Here is a 22,938-nt window from a genome sequence, read left to right on the forward strand (position 1 = left end):
CGGACGGAGTCGTCCACCTGCCTGCCAGCGTCGCCGGTGAACGCACAGTCATCTTTCCCACACTCATGGCCGTCGCACCCGTCGTCGTCGCGCTTGTCCTCTGGGCGGTGCTGTCCTCGCCCGTGATGCTGGCCTTCGCGGTGCTGGGACCGGTGATGGCGGTGGCCAGCTACGCAGAGTCGAGACGTCAGTCGCGCGCAGAGCACCGGCGAGCCGAGGCGGTCTTCGAGAGTGAACTCGATGCTTGCGTGCGCGGCGCACGGGCGCTCGCTCACCACGACCTCCGAGAACTCCATCATTCCGCGCCTGGAGCTCGGGCGCTCATCTCGGGTTGCTCCGATGCCCGGGAGTCGCAGTTGATCCTGGGCTTCGGGCGCGTGCGCACCCGGTTCAAGATCCAGGGAGAGCTCCGCGAGCTGCCCGACGACGCGCAGGCGCGCCTCGAGCCCTTCCTCGTCCTCGATGATGCTCCTGTCGTGGCCGACAGCGAGAGGGTCAGACTCACCGGTAACCGGCACCTGATTCTGGCGGCCAGTCGCGCGCTGCTGATCCAGCGTGCCGCATCGGTCGGGCGCGTCGCGATCGGGAGCAGCGCGGTGGGGGAGGCATTGAACGGTGAAATCCGAGGGCACCGAGGAGACTGGCGCCCTGTCCTCACGGCGGATCATGGCCCGGGGATGCTTCTCGACTTCGGCGTCGACTTCGACCCCCGAGCCGATGGACTTGGCCCCTCGCAGCGTCAGCACACACCGCCCCGTGAGCTCCACATCCGGATGCTGAGCCCGGCGCAGGCGACCGTGGAGCTTGCTGATGGGCAGCGTCTGACGGTGCGACCGGAGCTGGTCACCGTCGAGGAGCTGCGCGCCTTCGCTCAGCTCAGAGCGCGGGCCGAGTCCGGTCAGCTGCTCGCGGGCCGTGACGGTGACGCCTCTGCAGCGTCGACGCTTCGCCTTCGGAGGCTGCCCCATCACGCATCGCTCGCAGCTCAGATAGGCACCCAGGACGGTGTGGCGTTCGAGGTCGACCTCGTCGCTGACGGACCCCATGCCGTTGTCGGCGGGACGACCGGATCCGGCAAGAGCGAGCTGCTTGTCACCTGGGTCCTCGCGATGACGGCCACGAGGTCCACTCGTGACGTGCAGGTGCTCTGCTTCGACTTCAAGGGCGGTGCGACCTTCGACCAGATCGCCGCCCTCCCGCACTGCGTTGGCGTGGTCACGGATCTGGACGACCACGAGGCGCGGAGGGCGGCGGCGAGCCTCAGCGCCGAGATCCGCTTCCGTGAGCGGGCACTCCGTGCTGCCGGTGCGAAGCAGGTGGCCGAGGCGCCGAGCCTTGCCAGGCTCGTCGTCGTCGTCGACGAGTACCAGGCACTCGTCGACTCGGATGCCGAGCTCCAAGCGGTGTTCTCCGACATCTCCGCGCGAGGGAGGAGCCTCGGTGTCCACCTCATCCTCTGTGCCCAGCAGCCAGCATCCGCGGTCAGGGGAGCGACGCTCGCGAACTGCAGCATCCGCATCAGCCTGCGCGTCATCGCAGCGGCAGACAGCACGGCCGTCATCGGCAGCGGGGCCGCGGCCAACCTGCCCGTGTCGACGCCTGGGCTCGCGATCGTCGTGGCGGGAGAGGGGGCAGCGCAGGTGCAGGTGCAGCGATCCTCATCTGACACGATCGCGGCGTGTATCCGAGCCGGCGCAGAGCGCGAGGCTCATCTCGGCGGGACGCCCCCGCAGCCTCCCTGGCTTCCCGCGCTGCCGGCGGAGATCGCTGCCAGGGCCCTCCGAGAACCGAGTGCCCTCGATGAGCCCAGTACCTTCGAGGAGTCCGGCCGACGAGGCCTCGCCTTCGGTATCGCGGACGACACGGAGCTCCGACGTCAGCCGACCGCCGTCTTCACTCCGCGGCTCGGGGCGATGCTGGTCATCGGCGGGCCGCGCACGGGCAAGACCGGGTGCCTCGCGATGCTCGCCGAGACAGCACGGACCGTGCAGGGAGCCGAATCGCCGGCTGTCGTCGTGCTCAGCGATGATCTGGAGACGGCCTGGGATCAGCTCCGGAGCCCCGAGCTCACGTCTCGCCCTGGACTGCTCCTCGTCGATGATGTCGACTTGTTCCTGTCGCAGGTCGACGAACCGTATCGCTCCGCCTTCGCCGAGCGACTGACGCTGCTCGTTCGCCGCTCCGCAACCGGATTCCCCGCCGTCGTGTTCACCACGAGCAGAGCAGGCGGCCACGCTTCGGCGCTGGTGGGTGCCGCAGCTCAGACGCTGCGTCTGGTCGGCGGCGATCGCGCCGCCTACGTCATGGCAGGCGGCGAGCCCTCAGATCACCGCAGCCACGCCGGACCGGGGCGAGCGACCTGGCACGGTCTTCCTTGCCAGGTCGCGCGTGCGACACGACCCCTCCGAGCACCTCGAGCACGCTCCGATGACCCTGGAGATCCGCGAGACGCCCTCGCACAGACCGGCGCTGAGAACCTGCTGGTTGCTGCGCGTCGTATCGAGCCCCTTCGCCGCATCCTCGAGGCGCGGGGCTTCGCCTGCACGACTCTCGGCGCCTGGCTCGCCGATCGCGCAGCTGACGCCGGTCCGGCGCAGGCGCCGGACACGGATGCCGCGCCGAGGCGCGCTGTCCTCGGCGTCGTCGAAGACTGGCAGGCGCAGTTCGGACTGCTGTCTCGACTGGCCGCGGAGCATCCGGTCCTGCTCTCAGGTCTGAGCACGGGGGAGCACCGGACGCTGCTCCGGGGTGATCCGCTGCCGCCACCGGTCCTCGATGCCCGGCGGGGCGCTGTTCTCCGAAGTCTCACCGGTGAGACGACCCGGGTCGGCTGGACTGACGAAGAGGCGCGCCTGGACGGGCCCAGCGCCCTTCGAGCTAGAGACTTGTCGGCACCGCCGACCCCACCATGATCTCGCCGACGAGCACGCCCCCACCCAGAACCTCGAGCCCGAGGCGCGGCAGCAGCTGCTGCACGCGGCTCACATCGGCCGCTCCAGCTGCGACGAGCAGCTGCAGGCCGACGAGGGTACTGGCACGGTTGGAGCCGTCGAGCATCTTCATGGCCACTGCCGTGCCGTCGGGAGCGGCCATGACGAGCACGCCCTCGGCACCGGACTTCGCCAGGACACCCAGTTCCGAGATGACGATCGAGTTCGGTCGTCCGTGGCCCTCGATGAGCCAGCCGTTCGCGAGGACCGAACGCCAGACGGACGCAGCGGCCTTGAACAGCGGGAACGGAGAGGCTGCGCTCGATGTCGCGAGGCGGCTCGCGGCGGACGCCAACCCGACGAGGCTCACGGCGAAGACGGGGGCGCCGCATCCGTCGATCCCCACCGCGCTCGGGCGTTCCCTGGTCATCCGCTCGATCGTGTCCTTGATGGCGAGCTGCAGGGGATGCTCGGCGGCGAGGTACCCCTCGACCGGCCAGCCCTGCGCCACGCAGGCAGCCAGCATGGCGGCGTGCTTGCCACTGCACTCCATGTACACGGCCGCGGAGGCCTCGCCGGCTCGAACGAGTGCGTCCCTCGAGGCGCGGTCTCTTGGCCAGGAAGCCGGACAGGCGAGCGCACGGTCGTCGAGGCCCGAGGCATGCAGTATCTCGCGCACGTGCGCGACATGAGCCGGGGAGCCCGAGTGGCTCCCGCATGCGATCGCCGTCTGCTCATCCGTCAGCTGCGCGCCGAGCGCGAGGGCAGTCTGCGCCTGGAACAGCTTGAGCGTCGATCGGGGGAACACAGGCTGGTGCCCGTCGCCGAGCTCGGCCCGCAGGGTGGCGTCCGCATTCGTGACCACCGCGGCTCCGATGTGCCTGGATTCCACGAAGCCTGATCGAGTGACGATGGCGAGTTCGACGGCGGCTTCAGCCGGCAGGGTTGATGCTTGGCTCATGATCGGGCAAGCCTACGGGGTGCATGACGCGCATCGACGGCAGCCCCCGGCCCGGCGGCCAAGGCGGATCGACAGCAAGAGGGCGGCTCAGCAGGTCTACGCTTGACCCCCGTGGAATCTGTCTTGCTCTTCATCGTCGGCGTGCTGGCCGCAGTCATCGGCCTCGCGGCGTCGATCGCGCTGCACGAAGTCGGCCATCTCGTGCCCGCCAAGCGCTTCGGCGTTCGGGTCACGCAGTACATGATCGGCTTCGGGCCGACGCTGTTCTCCCGTCGACACGGCGAGACGGAGTACGGAGTCAAGGCGATCCCGCTCGGCGGCTACGTCGCGATGATCGGCATGTACCCGCCCGCCAAGGCCGGCGAGGCCGCTCGCACGGGCGGCACGGGGTTCATGTCGAGCATGATCGACGACGCCAGGCTGGCTTCCGCCGAGGGAGTCGAACCCGGAGAGGAGGGACGCACCTACGCGTCTCTGCCTGTCTGGAAGCGCATCGTCATCATGGTCGGCGGGCCAGCCATGAACTTCGTCATCGCCATCCTCGGATTCATGATCGTGTGCTCGGGGTTCGGCCTCTACCAGCCGTCGACCACGGTCGGCTCGGTGTACGAGTGCGTCGTCGCCGCCGGCGCGGTAGCGCCGGCCGAGGGGGAGCCCTGCGAGACGCCCGCGCCAGCCTTCGAGGCCGGGCTCTTGCCTGGGGACACGATCACGAGTGTCGACGGCGTGCCGGCGGACAACTGGGACGTACTGCAGGACGCGATCCGAGTGAGTCCAGGTGCGTCGATCTCGCTGGGCGTCGAGCGGGCCGGTGACCAGCTGCAGCTCGAGCTCACTCCCCGGGTGAACACCGTCTACGAGCTCGACGAGCTGACGGGAGCGCGCGTCGAAGCCGCGGATGGCTCCTACGTGACCGAGGAGGTCGGCTTCGTCGGCATCACTCCAACGCAGGAGCGCACTCGTCAGTCGCCGCTCTACGCGTTCACGATGGCAGAGGCGAACGTCCGCGCCGTCGGGAACTTCATCATCACCATGCCTGAGCGCATCGTCGAGATGTGGAACGCCGGATTCGGGGGAGCCGAACGAGACCCGAACGGGCCCATGAGCGTCGTCGGAGTCGGACGCATCACGGGGGAGGTGGCCGCCGAGACGAGCATCCCGGTCGTGGACAGGATCGCGACGATCGTGCAGCTGGTCGCATCCGTCAACATCGCGCTCGGCGTCATCAACCTGGTGCCGTTGCCGCCCCTCGACGGCGGTCACGTGCTCGCAGCGCTCATCGACGGGATCCGTCGTCGCCTCGCGAAGCTCTTCGGACGCCCAGACCCCGGCCCCTTCGACACCGCGAAGCTCCTGCCGGTGACCTTGGTCATCGCGGGGTGCCTCATGGCGATGAGTGCGCTGTTCATCTACGTTGACATCGTCAATCCGATCCGGCTATTCGAGTAGCCTCCGGAGAGCTGAACGCGGGGCATGGGCGAGATCATTACGCTTTCCCTTGGAAAACACTGAAGTGCACGAGGCGAGATCACAAGAGTCGGCAGGCAGACCCCGCCGCAGGAAGAAGGATCCGTGACGATTGTCGGCGGTCAGCAGCTCAAGCTCAGCCAGCAGGAGCTCCAGGAAGCGGGCCGGTCCATCGGCGCCGTCTCGCGGGCCTTCGCCCACAAGGTCGTGGGGCAGACACAGCTCCGCGAGACGCTGCTGGTCGGGCTCATGTCGGGCGGACACGTGCTGCTGGAGTCGGTCCCCGGCCTCGCGAAGACAACGGCGGCGCAGACGCTCGCGCAGTCGGTGCGCGGTTCCTTCAGCCGCATCCAGTGCACCCCCGACCTGCTCCCGTCCGACATCGTCGGCACCCAGATCTACGACGCGGCGGAGCACCGCTTCTCGACTCAGCTCGGGCCCGTCCACGCGAACTTCGTGCTCCTCGACGAGATCAATCGCTCGAGCGCCAAGACCCAGTCGGCCATGCTCGAGGCCATGCAGGAACGCCAGACCACCATCGGCGGCACGCTCTACCCGCTGCCAGACCCGTTCCTCGTGATCGCGACGCAGAACCCGATCGAGCAGGAGGGAACCTACGTCCTGCCTGAGGCGCAGCTCGACCGGTTCATGCTCAAGGATGTGCTCGAGTACCCGAATCCCGCCGAGGAGTCCGAGATCCTGAGGCGCATCGACGAGGGTGTGTTCGAGCACGGCGAGCCCGCCGCCGTCGATCTGCAGGACGTCACGCGTCTGCAGGACCTCACCTCCCGGGTCTACGTCGACAAGGCGATCACGGAGTACATCGTGGGCCTCGTCTACGTCACCCGCCACGCGGGCGAGTACATCGCGCCGGAGCTCGCACGCCTCGTCGAGGTCGGCGCCTCGCCGCGCGCCTCGATCAACTTCGCCAAGGGCGCGCGAGCCGTCGCGCTGCTTCAGGGGCGCGACCACGTGGTCCCCGAAGACGTGCGCAGGCTCGCGCACCGCATCCTCCGCCACCGCATCATCCTGGGCTTCGAGGCGGATGCCACGGGTGTCCGCGTCGAGCAGATCATCGACGCCGTCCTCGGGGCTGTCCGCACTCCGTGACCATGGCAAGCGAGCGACCCCTCCTCTCGAAGGTCAAGTCGAAGATGTTCCTGCACGCGCGACGGCGCGTGCTGCACATGCTCGACGGCCAGTACTCGTCGCACCTGCGTGGCCGGAGCATGGACTTCGATGACCTGCGGGAGTACGTCCCGGGTGACGAGATCAAGGACATCGACTGGAAGGCGAGCGCGAGGACCGGTCAGCCGCTCGTGAAGCGCTATGTCGCGGAGCGGCGGCACCGGGTGCTCTTCGCGGTCGATGGCGGGCGCAACATGGCGGCGCTCTCGGCGAGTGGCGAGCCGAAGCGCGAGGTGCTCGTCTCCGCCCTCGGCATCCTCGGCTACCTCGCCATCCGGCACGGCGACGAGGTAGGGCTCGTCACGGGCAGCTCTGACGGCATCAGGCAGCTGCCGTTCCGCAGCACGTCGTCGGCGCTCGAGCGCATGCTGCACGCGGTCTACGACGGCGTGGGTCTTGGAACAGCCACGAGCGACATGAATGCGATCCTCGAGCGGGTGCGCCTCACGGTTCGTCATCGGGCGCTCCTCGTCGTTATCGCCGACGAGTTCGACTGGGACGAGGAACGAGCAGCCCTTGTCCGTCGTCTTGCCGCGCAGCACGAGATCGTCTGGCTCCAGATCACGGATGCTGAGCCGCACCTCCGAGGGAGGCGCGGTGAGCTGGCCTTCGATGTCGACGGCAACTGGGCCATGCCGAGTCTCTTCGGCGGCGACCGGCTGCTCGAGCGCGAATTCGAGTACGCGGAGCAGAAGCGCACCATCGAGATGGAGCAGACGTTCGAGGCGAACGCGGTCTCCTACGCCGAGGTCGCGAGCGAGCAGCAGGTCGCTCCGGTTCTCCTGGCCCTCCTGAAAGCGAGGGCGAATGTTCGCCGCTGATGTGCAACCGCCCGAGGGGACGATCATCCCCGTCATCGACTACGCCCAGTTCTGGCTTGTGCTCGGGTTCCTGATCCTCGCGGCCATCGTCGCCTACTACTTCCTGGCCGTGTACCTGACGCGTCCGCGGCCTCCCAAGGCCGCGCCCGTGCTCCCGCCGGCCAGGCCTCCCGTGCGTGCGCTTCAGCAGGAGTACCTGGAGCGTGTGGACGACGTGGCTTCGAGGGCGGCAGCGGGGGAGCTCACTCCACGTCGAGCCCATGCCGAGCTGAGCGTGCTGGTCCGCGGCTTCGTCGCGGCTGTCTCGACCGTGCCGGCCGACAAGATGACGCTCACCGACCTCAGGCGCACGGAGCTGCGAGGTGTCTCCCACACGGTGGGCCAGTACTACCCGATGGTCTTCGGGGCGCACGATCCGAGCGGTGCTGAGGCCGGCGTGGCGGCGGCACGGGAGGTGATCGCGACGTGGCGGTAGCGATGTGGTGGCTGAGTCTCTCCCTGATCGCCGCCGCGGCGATCGTCGCGGGTGTCGCCTGGTGGAGGATGCGGAGGAAAGGCCAGGTCAACGCGATCCCGGTCGCGAACTCCCGGCGTCTCACGAGACTCCCGGCCTACCGTCGCGCGGTTGCTCGGTACTCGAGCCTCATGACCGCGGTCGGTGTGGTGCTCGCGATCCTCCTGGCGGTGACGAGCGTCGCAGCGGGCCGCTGGGTCTACCAGCGCGTCGAGTCCCCGGAGAAGTTCAACAGGGACATCGTCCTCTGCCTCGACATCTCGGGCTCGATGGTGGAGTACGACGTCGAAGTCCTTGATCGGTACCTCGAGATGCTTCCCGGCTTCGACGGGGAGCGGATGTCGCTCATGCTGTGGGATGCAACCGCGGTCCAACTCTTTCCCCTGACCGATGACTACGCCTTCGTCGAGACGCAGCTGCAGCAGGTCCGAGATGAGATGGAGTCCGCCTCGGGCGGGTCCAACGCCGAGTACTCGTTTGCCCAGGGCACGCAGAGTGCGGCCGGCGCGTCGCTCGTGGGAGACGGACTCGCGTCCTGTGCCATGACCTTCGGCGAGTTCGATCCGGCGGCCGATGACGGCCGGTCGCGGTCGATCATCTTCGCGACGGACAACGCCGTGAACGGGGATCCGCTCGTCTCGTTCCCCGAGGCGGCGGAGTACACCGAGGCGCGTGGCATCACGATCTACGCGCTCGACGCGAACCAGTTCGAGGACGCGTTCGCTGACCAGTTCCGGACGACGGTCCTGCAGGCGGACGGGAGCTATTTCAAGCTCACCGATCCTGCGAGCGTCTCCGGCATCGTCGACCAGATCACGAGCGAGCAGACCTCGCTCATGGTCGGTCAGCCCCAGCTGCTCATCACCGACCGTCCGAACGTGTGGCTCATGCTCATGCTGGTGTTCGCGTCCATCTACGTCGTGCTCGCCTGGAGGCTCCGACTATGACCTGGAATCCGATCCTCCCCGCGTTTGTCCTCGTCCTGCTCGGCATGGCGCTGCTCGGCTTCTGCGTCTTCGCGCTCGTCCGGGCGGCAGACCGGCGTCGGCGAATCAACTGGGCGCTCCGGCTCGCTGCGTGCGCGCTCGTGGTGCTCGCCGCGTTCCGGCCGGGCATCGGGAGCGCCTCGGCACCGAACCTCGAGAGCGACGTGGACGTGCTGTTCGTCGTCGACACGACGGCGAGCATGGTCGCGGAGGACTGGGAGGGAGCGCCGAGGCTCGACGGGGCGAAGGCGGATATCTCGGCACTCGCGGCGGCTCACGAGGGTGCGCGCTTCGGCGTGGTCACGTTCGATGCGGCCGCCGTGCAGCGACTGCCGTTCACCGCGGATACGACGGCGCTCGACTCGCTTGTGCAGACGCTTCGTCCTGAGGTGACGCAGTACTCGCGTGGCAGCTCCATCTCGATCGCGGAGCCGCTGGTCGAGGACGTCCTCAAGGCCGCAGCTGAGGCTGAACCCGAGCGGGCCCGCATCGTCTACTACCTGGGTGACGGGGAGCAGACCGCCGACACCGAGCCGGATTCCTTCCGAGGGCTCGCCGGGTATCTGGCGGGGGGTGCGGTCCTCGGCTATGGGACGGAGGCAGGTGGTCCGATGAAGGAGACTGCAGGCACGCTGGATACCGGCGAGCCGAGCTACATCGTGGATGCGCAGGGCCAGCAGGCGCTCTCGGTCATCGACCCGGCGGCTCTGCAGACCATCGCCGACGATCTCGTGGTGCCGCTCGAGATCCGCGAACCCGGCACTGAGGTCGTCGCCGCCGATATCGACAGCAGCCGGGTGACGCAGACCGGCGGGAGCGCGGAGACCGCGTTCGAGGTGTACTGGATGCTCGCGGCAGCGGCGTTCCTCCTGCTGCTCCGTGACGTCTGGGAGTCCATTCGCCACTTCATCGAACTGAGCAGGGCAAGGGGAGGTTCCGCATGAGTCGACGTGCCAAGACACCGCGATCTGCGCTCCCGGACGCGGCTAGAGCCGTGAAGCGCCGTCGGCGCTTCATCGTGTTCAGCATCCCGTTCGCGCTCCTCGCGGCCGCGTTCGCGACGAAGCTCATCAGCATGTCGGTGATCGCTGATCGTACGGTGGCCCTCTATTCGGAGGCCGACTACGAGGGCAGCATGAACTCGGCGCAGCAGCAGAAGTTCGTCAACATCCTCGAGGGTTGGAAGGCCCCGTACAACACGGGCACCTCGATGCTGCAACTGGGGCTGCTCGATGAGGCTCGGAGCGAGCTCGAGACAGCGCTCCCGATGGCCGAGCCGCCTCAGCAGTGCCCGATCCGCGCCAACCTCGCGATCACGATCGAACGCCTGGGCGACGCGCGGCTTGCGGCAGACGACACGGCTGGCGCCGTGGCCCTCTGGCAGGAGGCGCTTGCCGTCGTGGATGCGCGTGACCCGAGCTGCGCCTCCACCGAGTTCGAGCCTCCGACGGCCGAGTCGACCGAGCGCATCCAGCAGAAGCTGCAGGAGCAGTCAGAGGCGCAGGAGCCGAGCGAGGGGGAGGAGCCCCCGGAGTCGACGCAGTCGCCCGAGATGACCGAGCTCGAAGAGAAGCTGGAGCAGAACCAGCAGGATCGACAGGATGAGCTCGACCAGGAGCGCGGCGAGACCGAGGGCGATTCGTCGTACGACAAGCCGTGGTGAGGCACGGCCGCGCCGTTTTCGGCGCGGCCGTGCGCCCGACCGACGAGACAGCGCACTGCCTCGTGCACGACTAGCATTGGCCGGGTGACTACTCGCCTCTCCAAGCTCTTTGTCCGCACCCTCCGCGAAGACCCCGTCGACGCCGAGGTCGCAAGCCACAGGCTCCTCGTGCGCGCCGGCTACATCCGTCGTCAGGCGCCTGGCGTCTTCGCGTGGCTGCCGCTCGGCCTGAAGGTGAAGCGGCGCATCGAGCAGATCGTCCGCGAGGAGATGGAGGCCGCCGGTGCCCAGGAGGTCCACTTCCCTGGAATCCTGCCCGCGGACTTCTACGAGGCCACCGGGCGCCTCGACGACTTCGGTGACGGCATCTTCCGTCTCGAGGACCGGAAGGGCGCGCCGCTCGTGCTGGCGCCCACCCACGAGGAGGCCTTCACCCTCGCGGTCAAGGATCTCTACTCGTCCTACAAGGATCTGCCCCTCGCGATCTACCAGATCCAGGACAAGTACCGCGACGAGGCACGGCCCCGCGCTGGCCTGCTGCGCGGCCGCGAGTTCACGATGAAGGACGCCTACTCGTTCGACATCGACGATGCCGGGCTGGATGTGAGCTACCAGGCGCAGCGGGATGCCTACGAGCGCATCTTCGACCGCCTCGGTCTCGAGTACGTCATCGTCGCGGCCAACGCCGGAGCCATGGGCGGCTCGCGCAGTGAGGAGTTCCTGCACCCGACGCCCGTCGGGGAGGACACCTTCGTGCGCTCGCCGGGCGGCTACGCGGCCAACGTCGAGGCCTACGCGGCACCGACCCCTACGCCGATCGATGCGGCCTCCGCCGGCCCTGCAACGGTCTTCGATTCGCCGGATACGCCGACCATCGCGACGCTCGTCGCGCATGCGAACGAGACCGTGCCGAAGATCGACGGCCGCGACTGGACCGCCGCGGACACGCTCAAGAACGTCGTCATCGCGCGCCTGAACACCGATGGCAGCCGGGACGTCGTCGTCGTCGGCATCCCCGGTGATCGAGAGCTCGACCTCAAGCGCCTCGAGACCGCACTGCAGCCTGCAGAGGTGGAAGCCGCGACGGCGGAGGACTTCGCGAAGCACCCCGGTCTCGTCCGCGGCTACATCGGTCCGTGGGCTGCCGAGGGGCAGGTTCTCGGCGAGGAGTCGAGCACGGGCCTCGCCTACTTCCTCGACGAGACGGTCGCCGAGGGATCGAGCTGGATCACCGGCGCGAACATCGCGGGCAAGCATGTGCACTCGCTGGTCGTCGGGCGCGACTTCACGGCAGATGCACGGGTCGGGGCAGCAGAGGTCCGCGATGGCGACCAGGCCCCCGACGGCAGCGGCCCCATTACGACGGCGCGCGGCACCGAGATCGGGCACGTCTTCCAGCTCGGCCGCAAGTACGCGGAGGCGCTCGGGCTCAAGGTGCTCAACGAGCAGGGCAAGCTCACGACCGTGACGATGGGCTCCTACGGCATCGGGGTGACCCGCAACCTCGCGCTCATCGCAGAGGCGAACCACGACGACCGTGGCCTGATCTGGCCGGAGCAGGTGGCTCCGTTCGATGTGCAGATCGTTGCGACGGGACGCAACGAGGAGCCCTTCGCCGTGGCTGAGGAGCTCTCGACCGCGTTCGATGCCGCTGGTCTCGACGTGCTCTACGACGACCGCAAGAAGGTCTCGCCCGGCGTGAAGTTCGGTGACGCCGAGCTGCTCGGCGTGCCATGGATCGTCATCGCGGGCAAGGGCGCAGTCGACGGGCAGGTCGAGCTCTGGAACCGCCGGACGAACGAGCGCGACGCGGTCTCCAAGGACGACGTGCTCGAACTGCTGCTGTCCAAGCGCGGCAACTGAGCTCACTGCGGGATGGGGCCTCGGCTCGCCCCATCCCGCGTGCCCGACGGGGAGCTCCGTGCGCCAGCATGCGGTAAACTCGTTCTTTCATCTGAATAGAGGGAGCGCCATGAAGATCGACCTTGCTGTCCTGAGGATTCTCGAGCGAGAGCGTGAGATTCCATTTGAGGAGCTTGCCAGCATTCTCGAGCAGGCGATCCTGACCGCGTACGAGAAGCACGTGTCGCAGGAACTCGGCCAGGACGTGCCGCCGGCCTCGACCCGCGTGCACCTCGACCGCAAGAGCGGTGAGGTCAACGTCTTCGTGCCGGAGATGGACGACGAAGGCGAGATCATCGGCGAAGCGCAGCTTCCGGCCGATGACTTCGGACGAGTGGCCGCGTTCGCCGCCAAGCAGGTCATCAATCAGCGCATCCGCGACATCGGCGACGACAAGGTCCTCGGCGAGTTCCGGGGGCGTGAAGGCGACATCGTCGCTGGCGTGATCCAGCAGGGTCCGAACCCCCGCATGATCCACGTCGATCTGGGAACGGTCGAGGCCATCCTGCCGCCTGAGGAGCAGGTGCCGGGTGAGGACTACTCCCACGGACGTCGCCTCCGCGTTTTCGTGACCAAGGTCGAGCGCGGCAGCAAGGGCCCGCAGATCACGGTCTCTCGCACCCACCCGTCACTCGTGCGCAAGCTGTTCGCGCTTGAGGTTCCCGAGATCGCAAGCGGCGTCGTCGAGATCGTCTCGCTGGCGCGCGAGGCCGGACACCGCTCGAAGATCGCCGTGCGCGCCACCCAGGAGGGGATCAACCCCAAGGGGGCCTGCATCGGTGAGCTCGGTGCACGCGTTCGCGCCGTGACCAACGAGCTCGGCGAGGAGAAGATCGACATCGTCGACTACTCCGACGACCTGCCGACGTTCGTGGCGAGCGCCCTCAGCCCGGCCAAGGTCTCGAGCGCGTTCGTGATCGACCGCGCCACGAAGGCGGTTCGTGCCCTCGTTCCCGACTTCCAGCTGTCGCTCGCGATCGGCAAGGAGGGGCAGAATGCGCGCCTCGCGGCCAAGCTCACGGGGGCGAGAATCGACATCCAGCCCGACTCGATCCTCGAAGACGGAGACGAAGCGCGCGCAGAGGGGTAGTATGTCGTCTGTACGAACGTGCGTTGGATGCCGTTCGCGCTCAGAACGAAGTCAGCTCCTCAGGGTTGTACTTCGTCAGGGAAGCCTCGAAGTCGATATCTCGGCGAGTCTCCCCGGGCGCGGAGCCTGGATCCATCCGACCGCGGAGTGCACCAAGCTGGCAATTGAGCGGCGCGCATTCCTGCGGGCCTTCAAGACAGGCAAGGTGGACACCGAGGCGCTCAGCAGGCACGCGAGCACATTGGAGCAGGGCGAACGCACTGCTCCGACCACGAGAAAAGGCTGATCGGACCATGGACAACTCATGAGTGACTCACGATGAGGCACATCCGACTTTTTTAATGGTCCGCTCCTATCTGGGCGGGCCCCAGACAGGAGAAAAGTGGCAAAACCACGCGTACACGAAATCGCCAGCGAGATGGGCGTCGATTCCAAGACCGCCCTCAAGACTCTTCAGGACATGGGCGAGTTCGTTAAGAGCGCTTCGTCGAGCGTCGAGCCCCCCGTGGCCCGTCGCCTCCGCGAGGCACTGAAGTCCAACGCCGCCGGCGGCGCGCAGCCTCAGGCTGCTGCTCCCGCGGCTTCGAAGCCGGGCGCTCCGCGTCCCGGCGGAGCGACGCCGTCGAGCGTGCGTCCGGGCAGCAAGCCAGGACCATCCGCTCCCTCGGCACCGGCAGCCCCCGCCGAGCCGGCCAAGAAGGCCGCTCCCGCAGGATCGTCGGCTCCAACTCCCGGACCCAAGCGCAAGCCTGAGCCAGCTCCCGCACCGGCACCGGCGGCTCCCGCCGCTCCGGCCGCTGCAGCTGCTCCCGCCGCGCCGGCCGCACCCGCGGCTGACGCCGGTGAGGCAAAGCCGAGCGCGCAGCGTCCCGCTGCGCCAGGCGACGCGAAGCCGGCTCAGGCTGATGGTGGCGCAAGCCCCTCGATCCCGCGTCCCCGTGGCCCTCGTCCGGGACCGCGTCCGGGCAACAACCCCTTCGCGTCGAGCCAGGGCATGGGTCGATCGCGCCCGGGCAACAACCCGTTCGCTTCCAACCAGGGCATGCGCCCAGGTGGAGGAGCAGGCGGCGGACCCCGTCCCGGTGGCGCAGGCGGCCCGCGTCCGGCGAGCCCAGGCGGACCCCGCCCGGCTGCTCCGCGGCCAGGTCAGCCCCGCGTCCTCCCCGGAGCTCGTCCAGCGGGTGCCGGTCGGCCAGGCGGCCGTCCCGGTGCCGGCGGCGCCGGCGGTGGACGTCCAGGCGGCGCCCCCGGTGCAGGTGGCGGCTTCGCCCCGCGCCCAGGTGGCGGTGGCAGTCGTCCAGGTGGCGGTCGCGGTCGCGGCTCGACCGCTGGCGCGTTCGGTCGCGGTGGCGGAAAGTCGAAGGCACGCAAGTCCAAGCGGACGAAGCGCGCAGAATTCGAGATGCGGGAAGCCCCGAGCGTCGGCGGCGTCAAGGTCCGTCGCGGAGACGGCAGCACGCCGATCCGTCTGCGTCGTGGCGCCTCCATCTCGGACTTCGCTGAGAAGATCGACGCCAGCCCCGGCGACCTTGTGACCGTGCTGTTCCACCTCGGTGAGATGGCCACGGCGACGGAGTCGCTCGACGAGGCGACGTTCGAGGTCCTCGGCGAGGAGCTCGGCTACCGCATCCAGATCGTCAGCCCGGAAGACGAAGACCGTGAGCTCCTCGAGGGCTTCTCGATCGACCTCGACCAGGAAGCCGAAGACGAAGGCGACGACGTCCTCGAGATCCGGCCGCCGGTTGTCACCGTCATGGGTCACGTCGACCACGGAAAGACGCGCCTCCTCGACGCGATCCGCAACGCGAACGTCGTCGACGGAGAAGCGGGCGGCATCACGCAGCACATCGGTGCCTACCAGGTCTGGCACGAGCATGAGGGCATCGAACGCGCCATCACGTTCATCGACACGCCAGGTCACGAGGCCTTCACGGCCATGCGTGCCCGTGGTGCCCAGGTCACCGACATCGCTATCCTCGTGGTCGCGGCGGACGACGGCATCATGCCGCAGACGGTCGAGGCGCTCAACCACGCCCAGGCCGCGAACGTGCCGATCGTCGTCGCAGTGAACAAGGTCGACAAGGAGGACGCGAACCCGTCGAAGGTCCGCGCACAGCTGACCGAGTACGGACTCGTCGCCGAGGAATTCGGTGGCGACACGATGTTCGTCGACGTCTCTGCCCGCAACAACGTCAACATCGACAGCCTCATCGAGGCCGTCCTGCTGACTGCAGATGCTGGTCTCGACCTGCGCGCCAACCCCAACAAGGAAGCACGCGGTATCGCGATCGAGGCGAAGCTCGACAAGGGACGCGGTGCGGTTGCGACCGTGCTCATCCAGTCGGGAACGCTCCGAGTCGGAGACCCGATCGTCGCCGGTACGGCCTACGGTCGCGTCCGGGCGATGCTCGACGAGAACGGTCAGGTCGTCACCGAAGCTGAGCCGTCGCGCCCAGTCCAGGTGCAGGGCCTCTCGAGCGTTCCTCGTGCAGGCGACACCTTCATCGTCACGGAAGAGGACCGCACCGCGCGTCAGATCGCCGAGAAGCGTGAAGCTGTGGAGCGCAACGCCAGCCTGGCGAAGTCCCGCAAGCGCATCAGCCTCGAGGACTTCACCCGTGCACTCGAAGAGGGCAAGGTCGAGTCGCTCAACCTCATCATCAAGGGTGACGTCTCCGGTGCCGTCGAGGCACTCGAGGAGTCGCTGCTCAAGATCGATGTGGACGACTCGGTGCAGCTGCGCATCATCCACCGCGGTGTCGGCGCCATCACGGAGTCCGACGTCAACCTCGCCACGGTCGACAACGCCATCATCATCGGCTTCAACGTGCGCCCCGACACGAAGGCGCGCGAGCGCGCTGCTCGTGAAGGTGTGGATGTCCGCTTCTACTCGGTCATCTACGGGGCACTCGAGGACATCGAGAACTCGCTCAAGGGCATGCTCAAGCCCGAGTTCGAAGAGGTCCAGTCGGGTGTCGCGGAGATCCGCGAGGTGTTCCGCTCCTCCAAGTTCGGAAACATCGCCGGATGTATCGTGCGCAGCGGAACCATCACAAGGAACGCGACAGCTCGCGTCATCCGCGACGGCATCGTCATCGCCGACAACCTGGCGATCGACTCGCTCCGTCGGTTCAAGGACGACGTCACCGAGGTCCGCACGGACTTCGAGTGCGGTATCGGCCTCGGCAAGTACAACGACATCCAGATCGGCGACGAGATCGAGACGACCGAGCTCGTCGAGAAGCCTCGCGTCTAGCTGTTTGACCGAGTCGCTGCGCTGAGCTCGTCTCAGCACGGACTCGCGGGCGGGGTCCTGGCCAACTGGCCGGGGCCCCGCCTTCAGCTTCTGAGCAGTATCGACACGGCAGACGCATTTGACGCTCTGCACCAGCACACGAGAAAGTAGCCATCATGGTCGATCATTCACGGGCACTGCGACTCGCAGACCGCATCAAGGTCATCGTCGCGAAGACGCTCGAGCGCGGCGTGAAGGACCCGAGACTCGGGTTCGTCACCATCACCGACGTCCGCGTCACTGGGGACCTCCAGCACGCCACCATCTTCTACACCGTCTACGGTGACCAGAAGGAACGCCGCGATACCGCGGCGGCGCTCCGGAGTGCGACGGGCATGCTCCGCACGGAGGTGGGCAAGAACATCACCTCTCGCCTGACGCCGAGCCTCGAGTTCGTTCCCGACGCGATTCCCGAGAACGCCGACGCCATTGCCGCGTTGCTCCGCGAGGCGCACGACCGTGATGTGGCGTCGGCGCAGCAGGCGAAGACAGCGAGCTACGCCGGCGACGCCGACCCCTACGAGAAGAAGGACGAGCCAGAGGAGTCCTGAGCCTCAGCTCCGCGGCTCGAGTGCTCGCCGGCGACTGGACGGTCAGTCGCCGGCGAGCGCTATCTGCGCCTCAGCTCTACGCACGATCAGACCGTCGCTCTGCAGTGAGGAGATGGCGCGTTCGAAGCGGGGCTCATCGAGCCCTCCTGGGGAGAGGTGGCTGCGGAGGAACTCGATCTCCACGCCCCCGGGGATGGCCCTGAGCTCTCTGAGGACGAGGCCGCGCATCTCGCGGTCCGAGCCGGCGAACTTCGCCTGCCGCTTCTTGACCGCGCTGGAGCGTGGCTTCCCGGCCGCGAACCAAGCGCAGCTGGCGACGATCGGGCACACCTCGCAGTCGGGACGCTTGGCGGTGCACACGAGGGCACCGAGTTCCATCGATGCGGCGTTCCAGAGGTTCGCGGCCCGCGTCTCGCTCGGGGAGATGGCTGTCATCTCCGCCGCATCTCGGACGGCCGACGGACCCCACGGGGTCTCTTCGCCGAGGAAGGCGCGGGACAGCACACGTCGGACATTCGTGTCGACGACGGGTTCGGGCACACCATGGGCGAAGGACATGACTGCGGAAGCCGTGTACGGGCCAACGCCCGGAAGGGCGAGGAGCGCATCCCGTGTGCTCGGCACGACGCCGGCGTGCTCGGCCGTGATGGCGCGTGCGCAGGCGAGGAGCCAGAGCGCTCGCCGCGGGTAGCCGAGGCGATCCCAGAACCTCAGCACCTCAGCCTCGGACGCCTCCGCCATCGCGCCCGGCGTCGGCCACCGCTCCATGAAATCGAGCCATTTGGGTTCGACGCGAGCGGCCTGCGTCTGCTGCAGCATGGTCTCGCTCACGAGCACTCCCCACGGGGTGGTCGTCGGCGCCCGCCAGGCGAGGGCGCGCTGCTCGCGGGCGAACCAGTCGTTGACCGTCGACGTCAGGACAGTCCTCCGCAGCTCGGCGGGGGAGAGGCTCGGTTGGCCCTGCTCGATCCGGTGGACCAGCGAGGTGAGCGCTGCATTCACCGGGGTTGGGACGCCCTGGGCGCTGCCGTGGGCGACGACGGCGCCGTTGAGCGCATCGATCTCCGTGGCCTCGCCGCGGCGGATGCTCTGCAGCGTCGACGCGTAGTTGGGGGTCGCGCCGAACGCAGCGGTGAGCTCTCCGGCGAGCCGGGTGTTGCGAGCGATGGTGGCCTCGGCGTCCTTCGGCACGGAACGCGCGAGCTTCACCAGCGTCTCGTCGAGTGGCCCGAGAGCTTCGAGGTGTGCACCCTCGGCTGCGACCACGGCGAGCAGCTCGCCGATGCTCGCGGCGAGGACCGCCGACAGATCGCCGTCCAGGCCGGTCTCCTGCACGCTGGCGCCGGTCACGGCCGGGACCGCGTTGACCTGGTTGATGAGGAGCTTGCTCCACTGCGCGGAGCGCAGGTCACTGGTGACGACGCAGTGGACGGCTGTCTCGAGTGATCGCGCGGTGGCTGTCAGCCCGCGGGTGTCTTCGGGGGATGCAGCTCCGAGCATGAGCAGCCCGGACGCGGTGGCTTCGATCTCGTCGGGAGTCGGCTTGTTGACGGCGAAGGTCGCGAGGCCGCCGCCGACGATTCCCGACCGCTGTTCGTCGGGCACGACCGAGAGCATCTGCTCGAGGGTCGACACTCCATCGAGGCCGTTCTGCACGATCACGGTGGTGGTCGCCGCAACGGTCGGCAGGTGGGGCTGGACGGCGTGCTGGGTGTCCTGCGCCTTGACCGCGACGAGCACCAGATCGAACGCCCTGTCGAGAACGGAGACCTGTTCGAACGTCGCGCTGTGCTCCCCGAAGGCGCCCCGGAGCACAAGACGGCGTTCAGATGCCTGCTCGGTTGGCTCGCGCTCGACCGGAGACCGCCGCGAGGTGAGGACAACCTCATGGCCCGCCCTGTCCAGGAGGAGGGCCAGTGTGCCGCCCACAGCACCGACACCGATGACCGCCACTCGCATGCCGTTCTCTCCTTCGCCCGTCCCGAACCAGTCGCGTTCCCGGTCGTCACTGCGCTCGACGACCGGGAACGAGCCTACGGGCACCATAGAATGTTGGGGACATGACGACTCCACCTCCTGGCCCGAACGGCATCCTCCTCCTCGACAAGCCGCAGGGCCCGACCAGCCACACGCTCGTCGCGATGACCAGGCGGGCGCTCGGCACGCGGAAGGTCGGCCACGCAGGCACGCTCGATCCCATGGCATCCGGACTCATGATCCTCGGCGTCGGGGGCGCGACCCGCCTGCTCACCTACTTCGTCGGCGACGACAAGGAGTACTTCGCGACGGTTCGCCTCGGCGTGTCGACGAATACCGAGGATGCCGAGGGCGAGCTCACGGCGACAGCACCGCTAGGGGCGGTCGCTGCGGTGACCCCCGAGCGCATCGAGGCGGCCATGGCCGCCCTGCGAGGCCCGATCAGTCAGATCCCGTCTTCCGTCAGCGCCATCAAGGTCGACGGCGTTCGCGCGTACAAGCGGGTGCGCGACGGCGAGGAGGTCAAGCTGGCCGCGCGCGCTGTGACGATCTCCGAGCTCGAGCTGCTGGCCTCGCGGAGTGAGCTTTCCGGGTCGACGCCGGCGCTCGACCTCGACGTCCGGGTCGCCTGCTCATCTGGCACCTACATTCGCGCCCTCGCACGGGACCTCGGCGACGCACTGGGCACGGGTGCGCACCTCACCGCGCTCAGGCGCTCTCGCGTGGGGGACTTCGGCATCGCCGATGCGGTCGCGCCGGACGTCCAGGACCTCGGGCTCCGACTGCTGGGTCCGGCGGCGGCCGCGCTCCGGCGCTTCCCGGCCTTCGAGGCGACCGGTCAGCAGGCCGCGGATCTTCGCAACGGCAAGAAGCTCCGAGTGGCAGACGGCGCCGAAGACGGCCTGCTCGCGGCCATCGACCCGGAGGGCAGCCTCATCGGCATCGCCAGGGCATCCGCCGGCGTGCTCAAGACCGAGTTCAACATGCCGACGGGAACCGGCTCGTGATCGAGTGGTTCACATGGGTTCTCTGCCTCGTGAGCGCGGGAGCCGGCATCCTGTGCCTCATAGCCGGCGCGAGTGGTCGCAAGCCGGGAGACGTCACGGTCGGCGCGGTCGCACTCGTGGAGCTCCTGCTCGTGGTGCAGTTCGTGATGGCGCTCATCGCGCCTGCGACCGGCAACGCGCCAGTCGGCGACGCGCTCGAGTTCTGGATGTACTGGGTTGTGGCCGTCATCATCCCCCCGGCTGCGGTCTTCTGGGGGCTCGTCGAGCGCACGAAGTGGTCGACCTTCATTCTGGGAGTCGCTGCGCTCACGATCGGCGTCATGGTGTTCCGCATGCACCAGATCTGGATCGGCGCCAGCCCGTTCATCGGAGTCGCGTCATGAGCCGCACGCGTGGATCGAGCGTCGAGGGGAGCGCCTATCGAGGCGCTCACGGCGCCGGTCGTGTGCTCGTCGTGGTCTACGCGGTGCTGGCGCTCGCGTCGATGGGACGCAGCTCCTACCAGCTGCTGTCGAAGCTCGACGAGGCGCCCCTCGCCTACTCGCTGTCGGCCGCGGCTGCACTCGTCTACCTGCTTGCCACCATCGCACTCGTGCGGCACGGCCGGGCGTGGAACCGCGTCGCGTGGTGCACGATCGTGTTCGAACTCGTCGGCGTCCTCGTGGTCGGGTCGCTCACCGAATTCCACCCGGAACTGTTCCCTTCCGATACCGTCTGGTCGGCCTTCGGGGTCGGCTACGCGTATATTCCTCTTGTGCTCCCGATCCTCGGCATCGCATGGCTCGAGACGGGACGATCGAGACGAAAGAGGGAACGTGCGGCTGTTCACTGACCTGGCCGAGCTGCCAGCGGAGCCGACGCCGAGCGCTGTGACGGTCGGCAAGTTCGACGGAGTCCACCGGGGCCACAGATGGCTGCTCTCGAGGCTCGTCGAAGAAGCCTCCGCCCGCGGACTCGAGCCGATTGCGGTCACCTTCGACCGGCATCCGCTCTCGCTCATCAAACCCGGCGTCGAGCCTGAGCCGGTCACCTCGCTCTCGCAGAAGATCGGGCTCCTCGAGAAGACGGGCCTCAGCGCGACGCTCGTCCTGCCGTTCGACGACGAGCTTGCCGGGATGAGCCCCGAGGCGTTCGTGCGCGAGCTGCTCGTGGGCGCTCTGCACATGCGCCTCATCGTCGTGGGCAAGGACTTCCGCTTCGGGGCCAAGGGCGCAGGAGATGTCGATCTCCTGCGTGAGCTCGCCGCGACGAGCGGATTCGAGATCGTCATCGCCGATGACGAGATGGCCGAGGACGAGCGCTCGCACCTCGAACGACGTGCCTCATCGACCTGGGTTCGGGAACTGCTCGCCATCGGTGACGTCCGCGGGGCAGCCGAGGTGCTCGGCCACCATCACTCGCTTGTCGGCGAGGTCGTGCACGGTGCCAAGCGAGGCCGCGAGCTCGGGTTCCCGACGGCCAACCTGTCCCCGGAGCTCGAAGGGCTCATCCCAGCAGACGGCGTGTACGCGGGATGGTTCCGCGGCGGTGACGTCGAGGCTCCTGCCGCGATCTCCATCGGCAACAACCCCACGTTCGACGGGGTGCCCCGCAAGCAGGTCGAGGCGCACCTCATCGGCGAGACCGTCGACCTCTACGGGCTCGTCGCAGAGCTCGAGTTCGTCGAGCGCATCCGAGGCATGGAGAAGTTCGACAGCATCGAAGCGCTGAAGGACCGCATGGCCCTCGACGTCGAAGAGGCTGCCGAGACGCTCGGCGGGAGCTACGTCGTCTGACTCGGCTGCTCGTCGAGCTCGACCTCGCGACCGAAGAGCCGCAGCACGATGCGCGCGGCGGTGGCCTCGAGCACAGGGCCCTTGTCGCCGATCTGCCAGCGGGCGTCCGTGGCACGGAGTCGGTTGCGCTTGGCGAGCGAGGCCGCTGAGGTCAGCGGAACTCGTGTTCGGACGAGTGCGACCGCGCTCGTCGACCGCGGGCTGAGGCGGATGCGCAGGCCAAGCGCCTCGGTCATGTCGTAGGTGTGGACGACGGCTTCCGTGAGCTCGGAGATTCCCGCGCGGTTCGGCGCGACGACCTTCTCGGCCGCGATCGCACGGATGCGAGCGACGAGCTCGTCAGTCGGGGCCGCGCCTTCGCGCTTGGCGACGTCGTCGAGGTAGGAGTCCACGCGCAGTCCCTTGCGGAACACGCCTCGGGAAGCGTCACGGAGGAGCGCAGAAGTGGGGGAGCCGAGTCGCCAGGTGAGGTGCCCCGCGACGTCCCGGACGCTCCACCCCTCGCACTTGCTCGGCGAGTCCCACTGCTCGGGGGTCAGGCCGGCGAGGAGAGCTGCAGTGCGGTCGAGCGTCGTCGCGATGTGAGCGCTCCAGTCGCCTGCGACCCGCTTCGACGGCGTGAAGTACGGCCGGTCGGGATCTGGGAAGGGGCGTTGAGGCACTTGACGATTATCGCACCAGAGCGGAGTCTGTGCGGGGCAACGACACGTCGTTCCCGAGTCGAAACCTGCGGGTTGCCTGGCGTACACTGTGATCGCCGGTGCCTGAGGGAATCTGAACTCTCCTCGTCACCTGCATGACATCCGGGAGC

General features: G+C 68.1%; 20 protein-coding genes. 17 read left to right on the plus strand and 3 right to left on the minus strand.

Annotation, left to right across the window (positions count from 1 at the left end; all coding sequences use genetic code 11):
• Positions 1-65 precede the first annotated feature (65 nt).
• A complete protein-coding gene (locus ITJ67_RS04665; RefSeq protein WP_194676919.1) occupies positions 66-2,912 on the plus strand; it encodes an FtsK/SpoIIIE domain-containing protein in 2,847 nt (948 codons plus the stop codon).
• Here ITJ67_RS04665 and ITJ67_RS04670 read toward each other — a convergent pair.
• Positions 2,878-3,891: an asparaginase gene (locus ITJ67_RS04670; protein ID WP_194676920.1), complete on the minus strand. Its 1,014-nt coding sequence runs from the start codon at positions 3,889-3,891 to the stop codon at positions 2,878-2,880. The two genes, ITJ67_RS04665 and ITJ67_RS04670, sit on opposite strands and share 35 nt — an antisense overlap.
• A gap of 111 nt (positions 3,892-4,002) precedes the next feature.
• Here ITJ67_RS04670 and ITJ67_RS04675 point away from each other — a divergent pair, with 111 nt between their 5' ends.
• The 12 genes from ITJ67_RS04675 (at position 4,003) to rbfA (ending at position 17,368) form a co-directional block, all read left to right on the plus strand.
• Positions 4,003-5,340, plus strand: coding sequence for a M50 family metallopeptidase (locus ITJ67_RS04675; RefSeq protein WP_194676921.1), 1,338 nt, complete (start codon positions 4,003-4,005; stop codon positions 5,338-5,340).
• Between the two features lie 123 nt (positions 5,341-5,463).
• A complete protein-coding gene (locus ITJ67_RS04680; protein ID WP_374953485.1) occupies positions 5,464-6,468 on the plus strand; it encodes an AAA family ATPase in 1,005 nt (334 codons plus the stop codon).
• A 2-nt stretch (positions 6,469-6,470) separates the two neighbouring features.
• On the plus strand, positions 6,471-7,367 hold the full coding sequence (locus tag ITJ67_RS04685; RefSeq protein ID WP_194676922.1) for a DUF58 domain-containing protein: 897 nt from the start codon (positions 6,471-6,473) through the stop codon (positions 7,365-7,367).
• Positions 7,354-7,842: a hypothetical protein gene (locus tag ITJ67_RS04690; protein ID WP_160072167.1), complete on the plus strand. Its 489-nt coding sequence runs from the start codon at positions 7,354-7,356 to the stop codon at positions 7,840-7,842. Before ITJ67_RS04685 ends, ITJ67_RS04690 begins: the two co-directional genes overlap by 14 nt.
• Entirely contained in the window at positions 7,833-8,828 is a 996-nt protein-coding gene (locus ITJ67_RS04695; RefSeq protein ID WP_146080172.1) for a vWA domain-containing protein, read from the plus strand. Before ITJ67_RS04690 ends, ITJ67_RS04695 begins: the two co-directional genes overlap by 10 nt.
• Complete coding sequence (locus tag ITJ67_RS04700; protein ID WP_160072165.1) at positions 8,825-9,811, plus strand: VWA domain-containing protein; 987 nt, start codon at positions 8,825-8,827, stop codon at positions 9,809-9,811. Before ITJ67_RS04695 ends, ITJ67_RS04700 begins: the two co-directional genes overlap by 4 nt.
• The gene (locus ITJ67_RS04705) at positions 9,808-10,530 is read left to right on the plus strand and encodes a hypothetical protein (RefSeq protein ID WP_194676923.1); all 723 of its coding nucleotides are present in this window, start codon (positions 9,808-9,810) and stop codon (positions 10,528-10,530) included. Before ITJ67_RS04700 ends, ITJ67_RS04705 begins: the two co-directional genes overlap by 4 nt.
• Before the next feature lie 84 nt (positions 10,531-10,614).
• Complete coding sequence (locus ITJ67_RS04710) at positions 10,615-12,393, plus strand: proline--tRNA ligase (RefSeq protein ID WP_194676924.1); 1,779 nt, start codon at positions 10,615-10,617, stop codon at positions 12,391-12,393.
• A gap of 109 nt (positions 12,394-12,502) precedes the next feature.
• The gene (gene nusA, locus ITJ67_RS04715) at positions 12,503-13,522 is read left to right on the plus strand and encodes a transcription termination factor NusA (RefSeq protein ID WP_104330827.1); all 1,020 of its coding nucleotides are present in this window, start codon (positions 12,503-12,505) and stop codon (positions 13,520-13,522) included.
• Position 13,523: 1 nt separating this feature from the next.
• Positions 13,524-13,808 carry a YlxR family protein gene (locus ITJ67_RS04720; RefSeq protein WP_104241475.1) on the plus strand — a complete coding sequence of 95 codons (285 nt, stop codon included), beginning with the start codon at positions 13,524-13,526 and terminating at the stop codon, positions 13,806-13,808.
• Between the two features lie 96 nt (positions 13,809-13,904).
• A complete protein-coding gene (gene infB, locus ITJ67_RS04725; protein WP_194676925.1) occupies positions 13,905-16,778 on the plus strand; it encodes a translation initiation factor IF-2 in 2,874 nt (957 codons plus the stop codon).
• 155 nt (positions 16,779-16,933) lie between these two features.
• A complete protein-coding gene (rbfA, locus tag ITJ67_RS04730) occupies positions 16,934-17,368 on the plus strand; it encodes a 30S ribosome-binding factor RbfA (protein WP_104330829.1) in 435 nt (144 codons plus the stop codon).
• A gap of 42 nt (positions 17,369-17,410) precedes the next feature.
• On the opposite strand, the gene ITJ67_RS04735 is transcribed toward rbfA, so the two are convergent.
• Positions 17,411-19,414 carry a 2-dehydropantoate 2-reductase gene (locus ITJ67_RS04735; RefSeq protein WP_194676926.1) on the minus strand — a complete coding sequence of 668 codons (2,004 nt, stop codon included), beginning with the start codon at positions 19,412-19,414 and terminating at the stop codon, positions 17,411-17,413.
• 14 nt (positions 19,415-19,428) lie between these two features.
• Between ITJ67_RS04735 and truB the strand changes: the two genes are divergently transcribed.
• The 4 genes from truB to ITJ67_RS04755 are packed head-to-tail and all read left to right on the plus strand — an operon-like array spanning position 19,429 to position 22,127.
• Positions 19,429-20,352 (plus strand): tRNA pseudouridine(55) synthase TruB, encoded by a 924-nt coding sequence (gene truB, locus ITJ67_RS04740; protein WP_194676927.1) that lies wholly within the window; start codon positions 19,429-19,431, stop codon positions 20,350-20,352.
• Positions 20,349-20,735: a hypothetical protein gene (locus tag ITJ67_RS04745; RefSeq protein WP_160072151.1), complete on the plus strand. Its 387-nt coding sequence runs from the start codon at positions 20,349-20,351 to the stop codon at positions 20,733-20,735. The genes truB and ITJ67_RS04745 overlap by 4 nt, the downstream gene beginning before the upstream one ends.
• The gene (locus ITJ67_RS04750) at positions 20,732-21,184 is read left to right on the plus strand and encodes a hypothetical protein (protein ID WP_160072149.1); all 453 of its coding nucleotides are present in this window, start codon (positions 20,732-20,734) and stop codon (positions 21,182-21,184) included. Before ITJ67_RS04745 ends, ITJ67_RS04750 begins: the two co-directional genes overlap by 4 nt.
• Positions 21,168-22,127 carry a bifunctional riboflavin kinase/FAD synthetase gene (locus ITJ67_RS04755; RefSeq protein WP_194676928.1) on the plus strand — a complete coding sequence of 320 codons (960 nt, stop codon included), beginning with the start codon at positions 21,168-21,170 and terminating at the stop codon, positions 22,125-22,127. Before ITJ67_RS04750 ends, ITJ67_RS04755 begins: the two co-directional genes overlap by 17 nt.
• Here ITJ67_RS04755 and ITJ67_RS04760 read toward each other — a convergent pair.
• Positions 22,115-22,789: a maleylpyruvate isomerase family mycothiol-dependent enzyme gene (locus ITJ67_RS04760; protein ID WP_194676929.1), complete on the minus strand. Its 675-nt coding sequence runs from the start codon at positions 22,787-22,789 to the stop codon at positions 22,115-22,117. The two genes, ITJ67_RS04755 and ITJ67_RS04760, sit on opposite strands and share 13 nt — an antisense overlap.
• Positions 22,790-22,938 lie beyond the last annotated feature (149 nt).

The sequence above is a fragment of the Pseudoclavibacter sp. VKM Ac-2867 genome, from assembly GCF_015351275.1.
GTDB lineage: Bacteria > Actinomycetota > Actinomycetes > Actinomycetales > Microbacteriaceae > Pseudoclavibacter.

Excerpts from the sequence above, each read along its gene's own strand:
- ITJ67_RS04750 (WP_160072149.1), top strand. The coding sequence starts at position 20,732 with ATGAGCCGCACGCGTGGATCGAGCGTCGAGGGGAGCGCCTATCGAGGC.
- nusA (WP_104330827.1), top strand. The coding sequence starts at position 12,503 with ATGAAGATCGACCTTGCTGTCCTGAGGATTCTCGAGCGAGAGCGTGAG.
- ITJ67_RS04705 (WP_194676923.1), top strand. The coding sequence starts at position 9,808 with ATGAGTCGACGTGCCAAGACACCGCGATCTGCGCTCCCGGACGCGGCT.
- ITJ67_RS04720 (WP_104241475.1), top strand. The coding sequence starts at position 13,524 with ATGTCGTCTGTACGAACGTGCGTTGGATGCCGTTCGCGCTCAGAACGA.
- rbfA (WP_104330829.1), top strand. The coding sequence starts at position 16,934 with ATGGTCGATCATTCACGGGCACTGCGACTCGCAGACCGCATCAAGGTC.
- ITJ67_RS04690 (WP_160072167.1), top strand. The coding sequence starts at position 7,354 with ATGTTCGCCGCTGATGTGCAACCGCCCGAGGGGACGATCATCCCCGTC.
- ITJ67_RS04700 (WP_160072165.1), top strand. The coding sequence starts at position 8,825 with ATGACCTGGAATCCGATCCTCCCCGCGTTTGTCCTCGTCCTGCTCGGC.
- truB (WP_194676927.1), top strand. The coding sequence starts at position 19,429 with ATGACGACTCCACCTCCTGGCCCGAACGGCATCCTCCTCCTCGACAAG.
- ITJ67_RS04670 (WP_194676920.1), bottom strand. The coding sequence starts at position 3,891 with ATGAGCCAAGCATCAACCCTGCCGGCTGAAGCCGCCGTCGAACTCGCC.
- ITJ67_RS04665 (WP_194676919.1), top strand. The coding sequence starts at position 66 with ATGGCCGTCGCACCCGTCGTCGTCGCGCTTGTCCTCTGGGCGGTGCTG.
- ITJ67_RS04685 (WP_194676922.1), top strand. The coding sequence starts at position 6,471 with ATGGCAAGCGAGCGACCCCTCCTCTCGAAGGTCAAGTCGAAGATGTTC.
- ITJ67_RS04735 (WP_194676926.1), bottom strand. The coding sequence starts at position 19,414 with ATGGTGCCCGTAGGCTCGTTCCCGGTCGTCGAGCGCAGTGACGACCGG.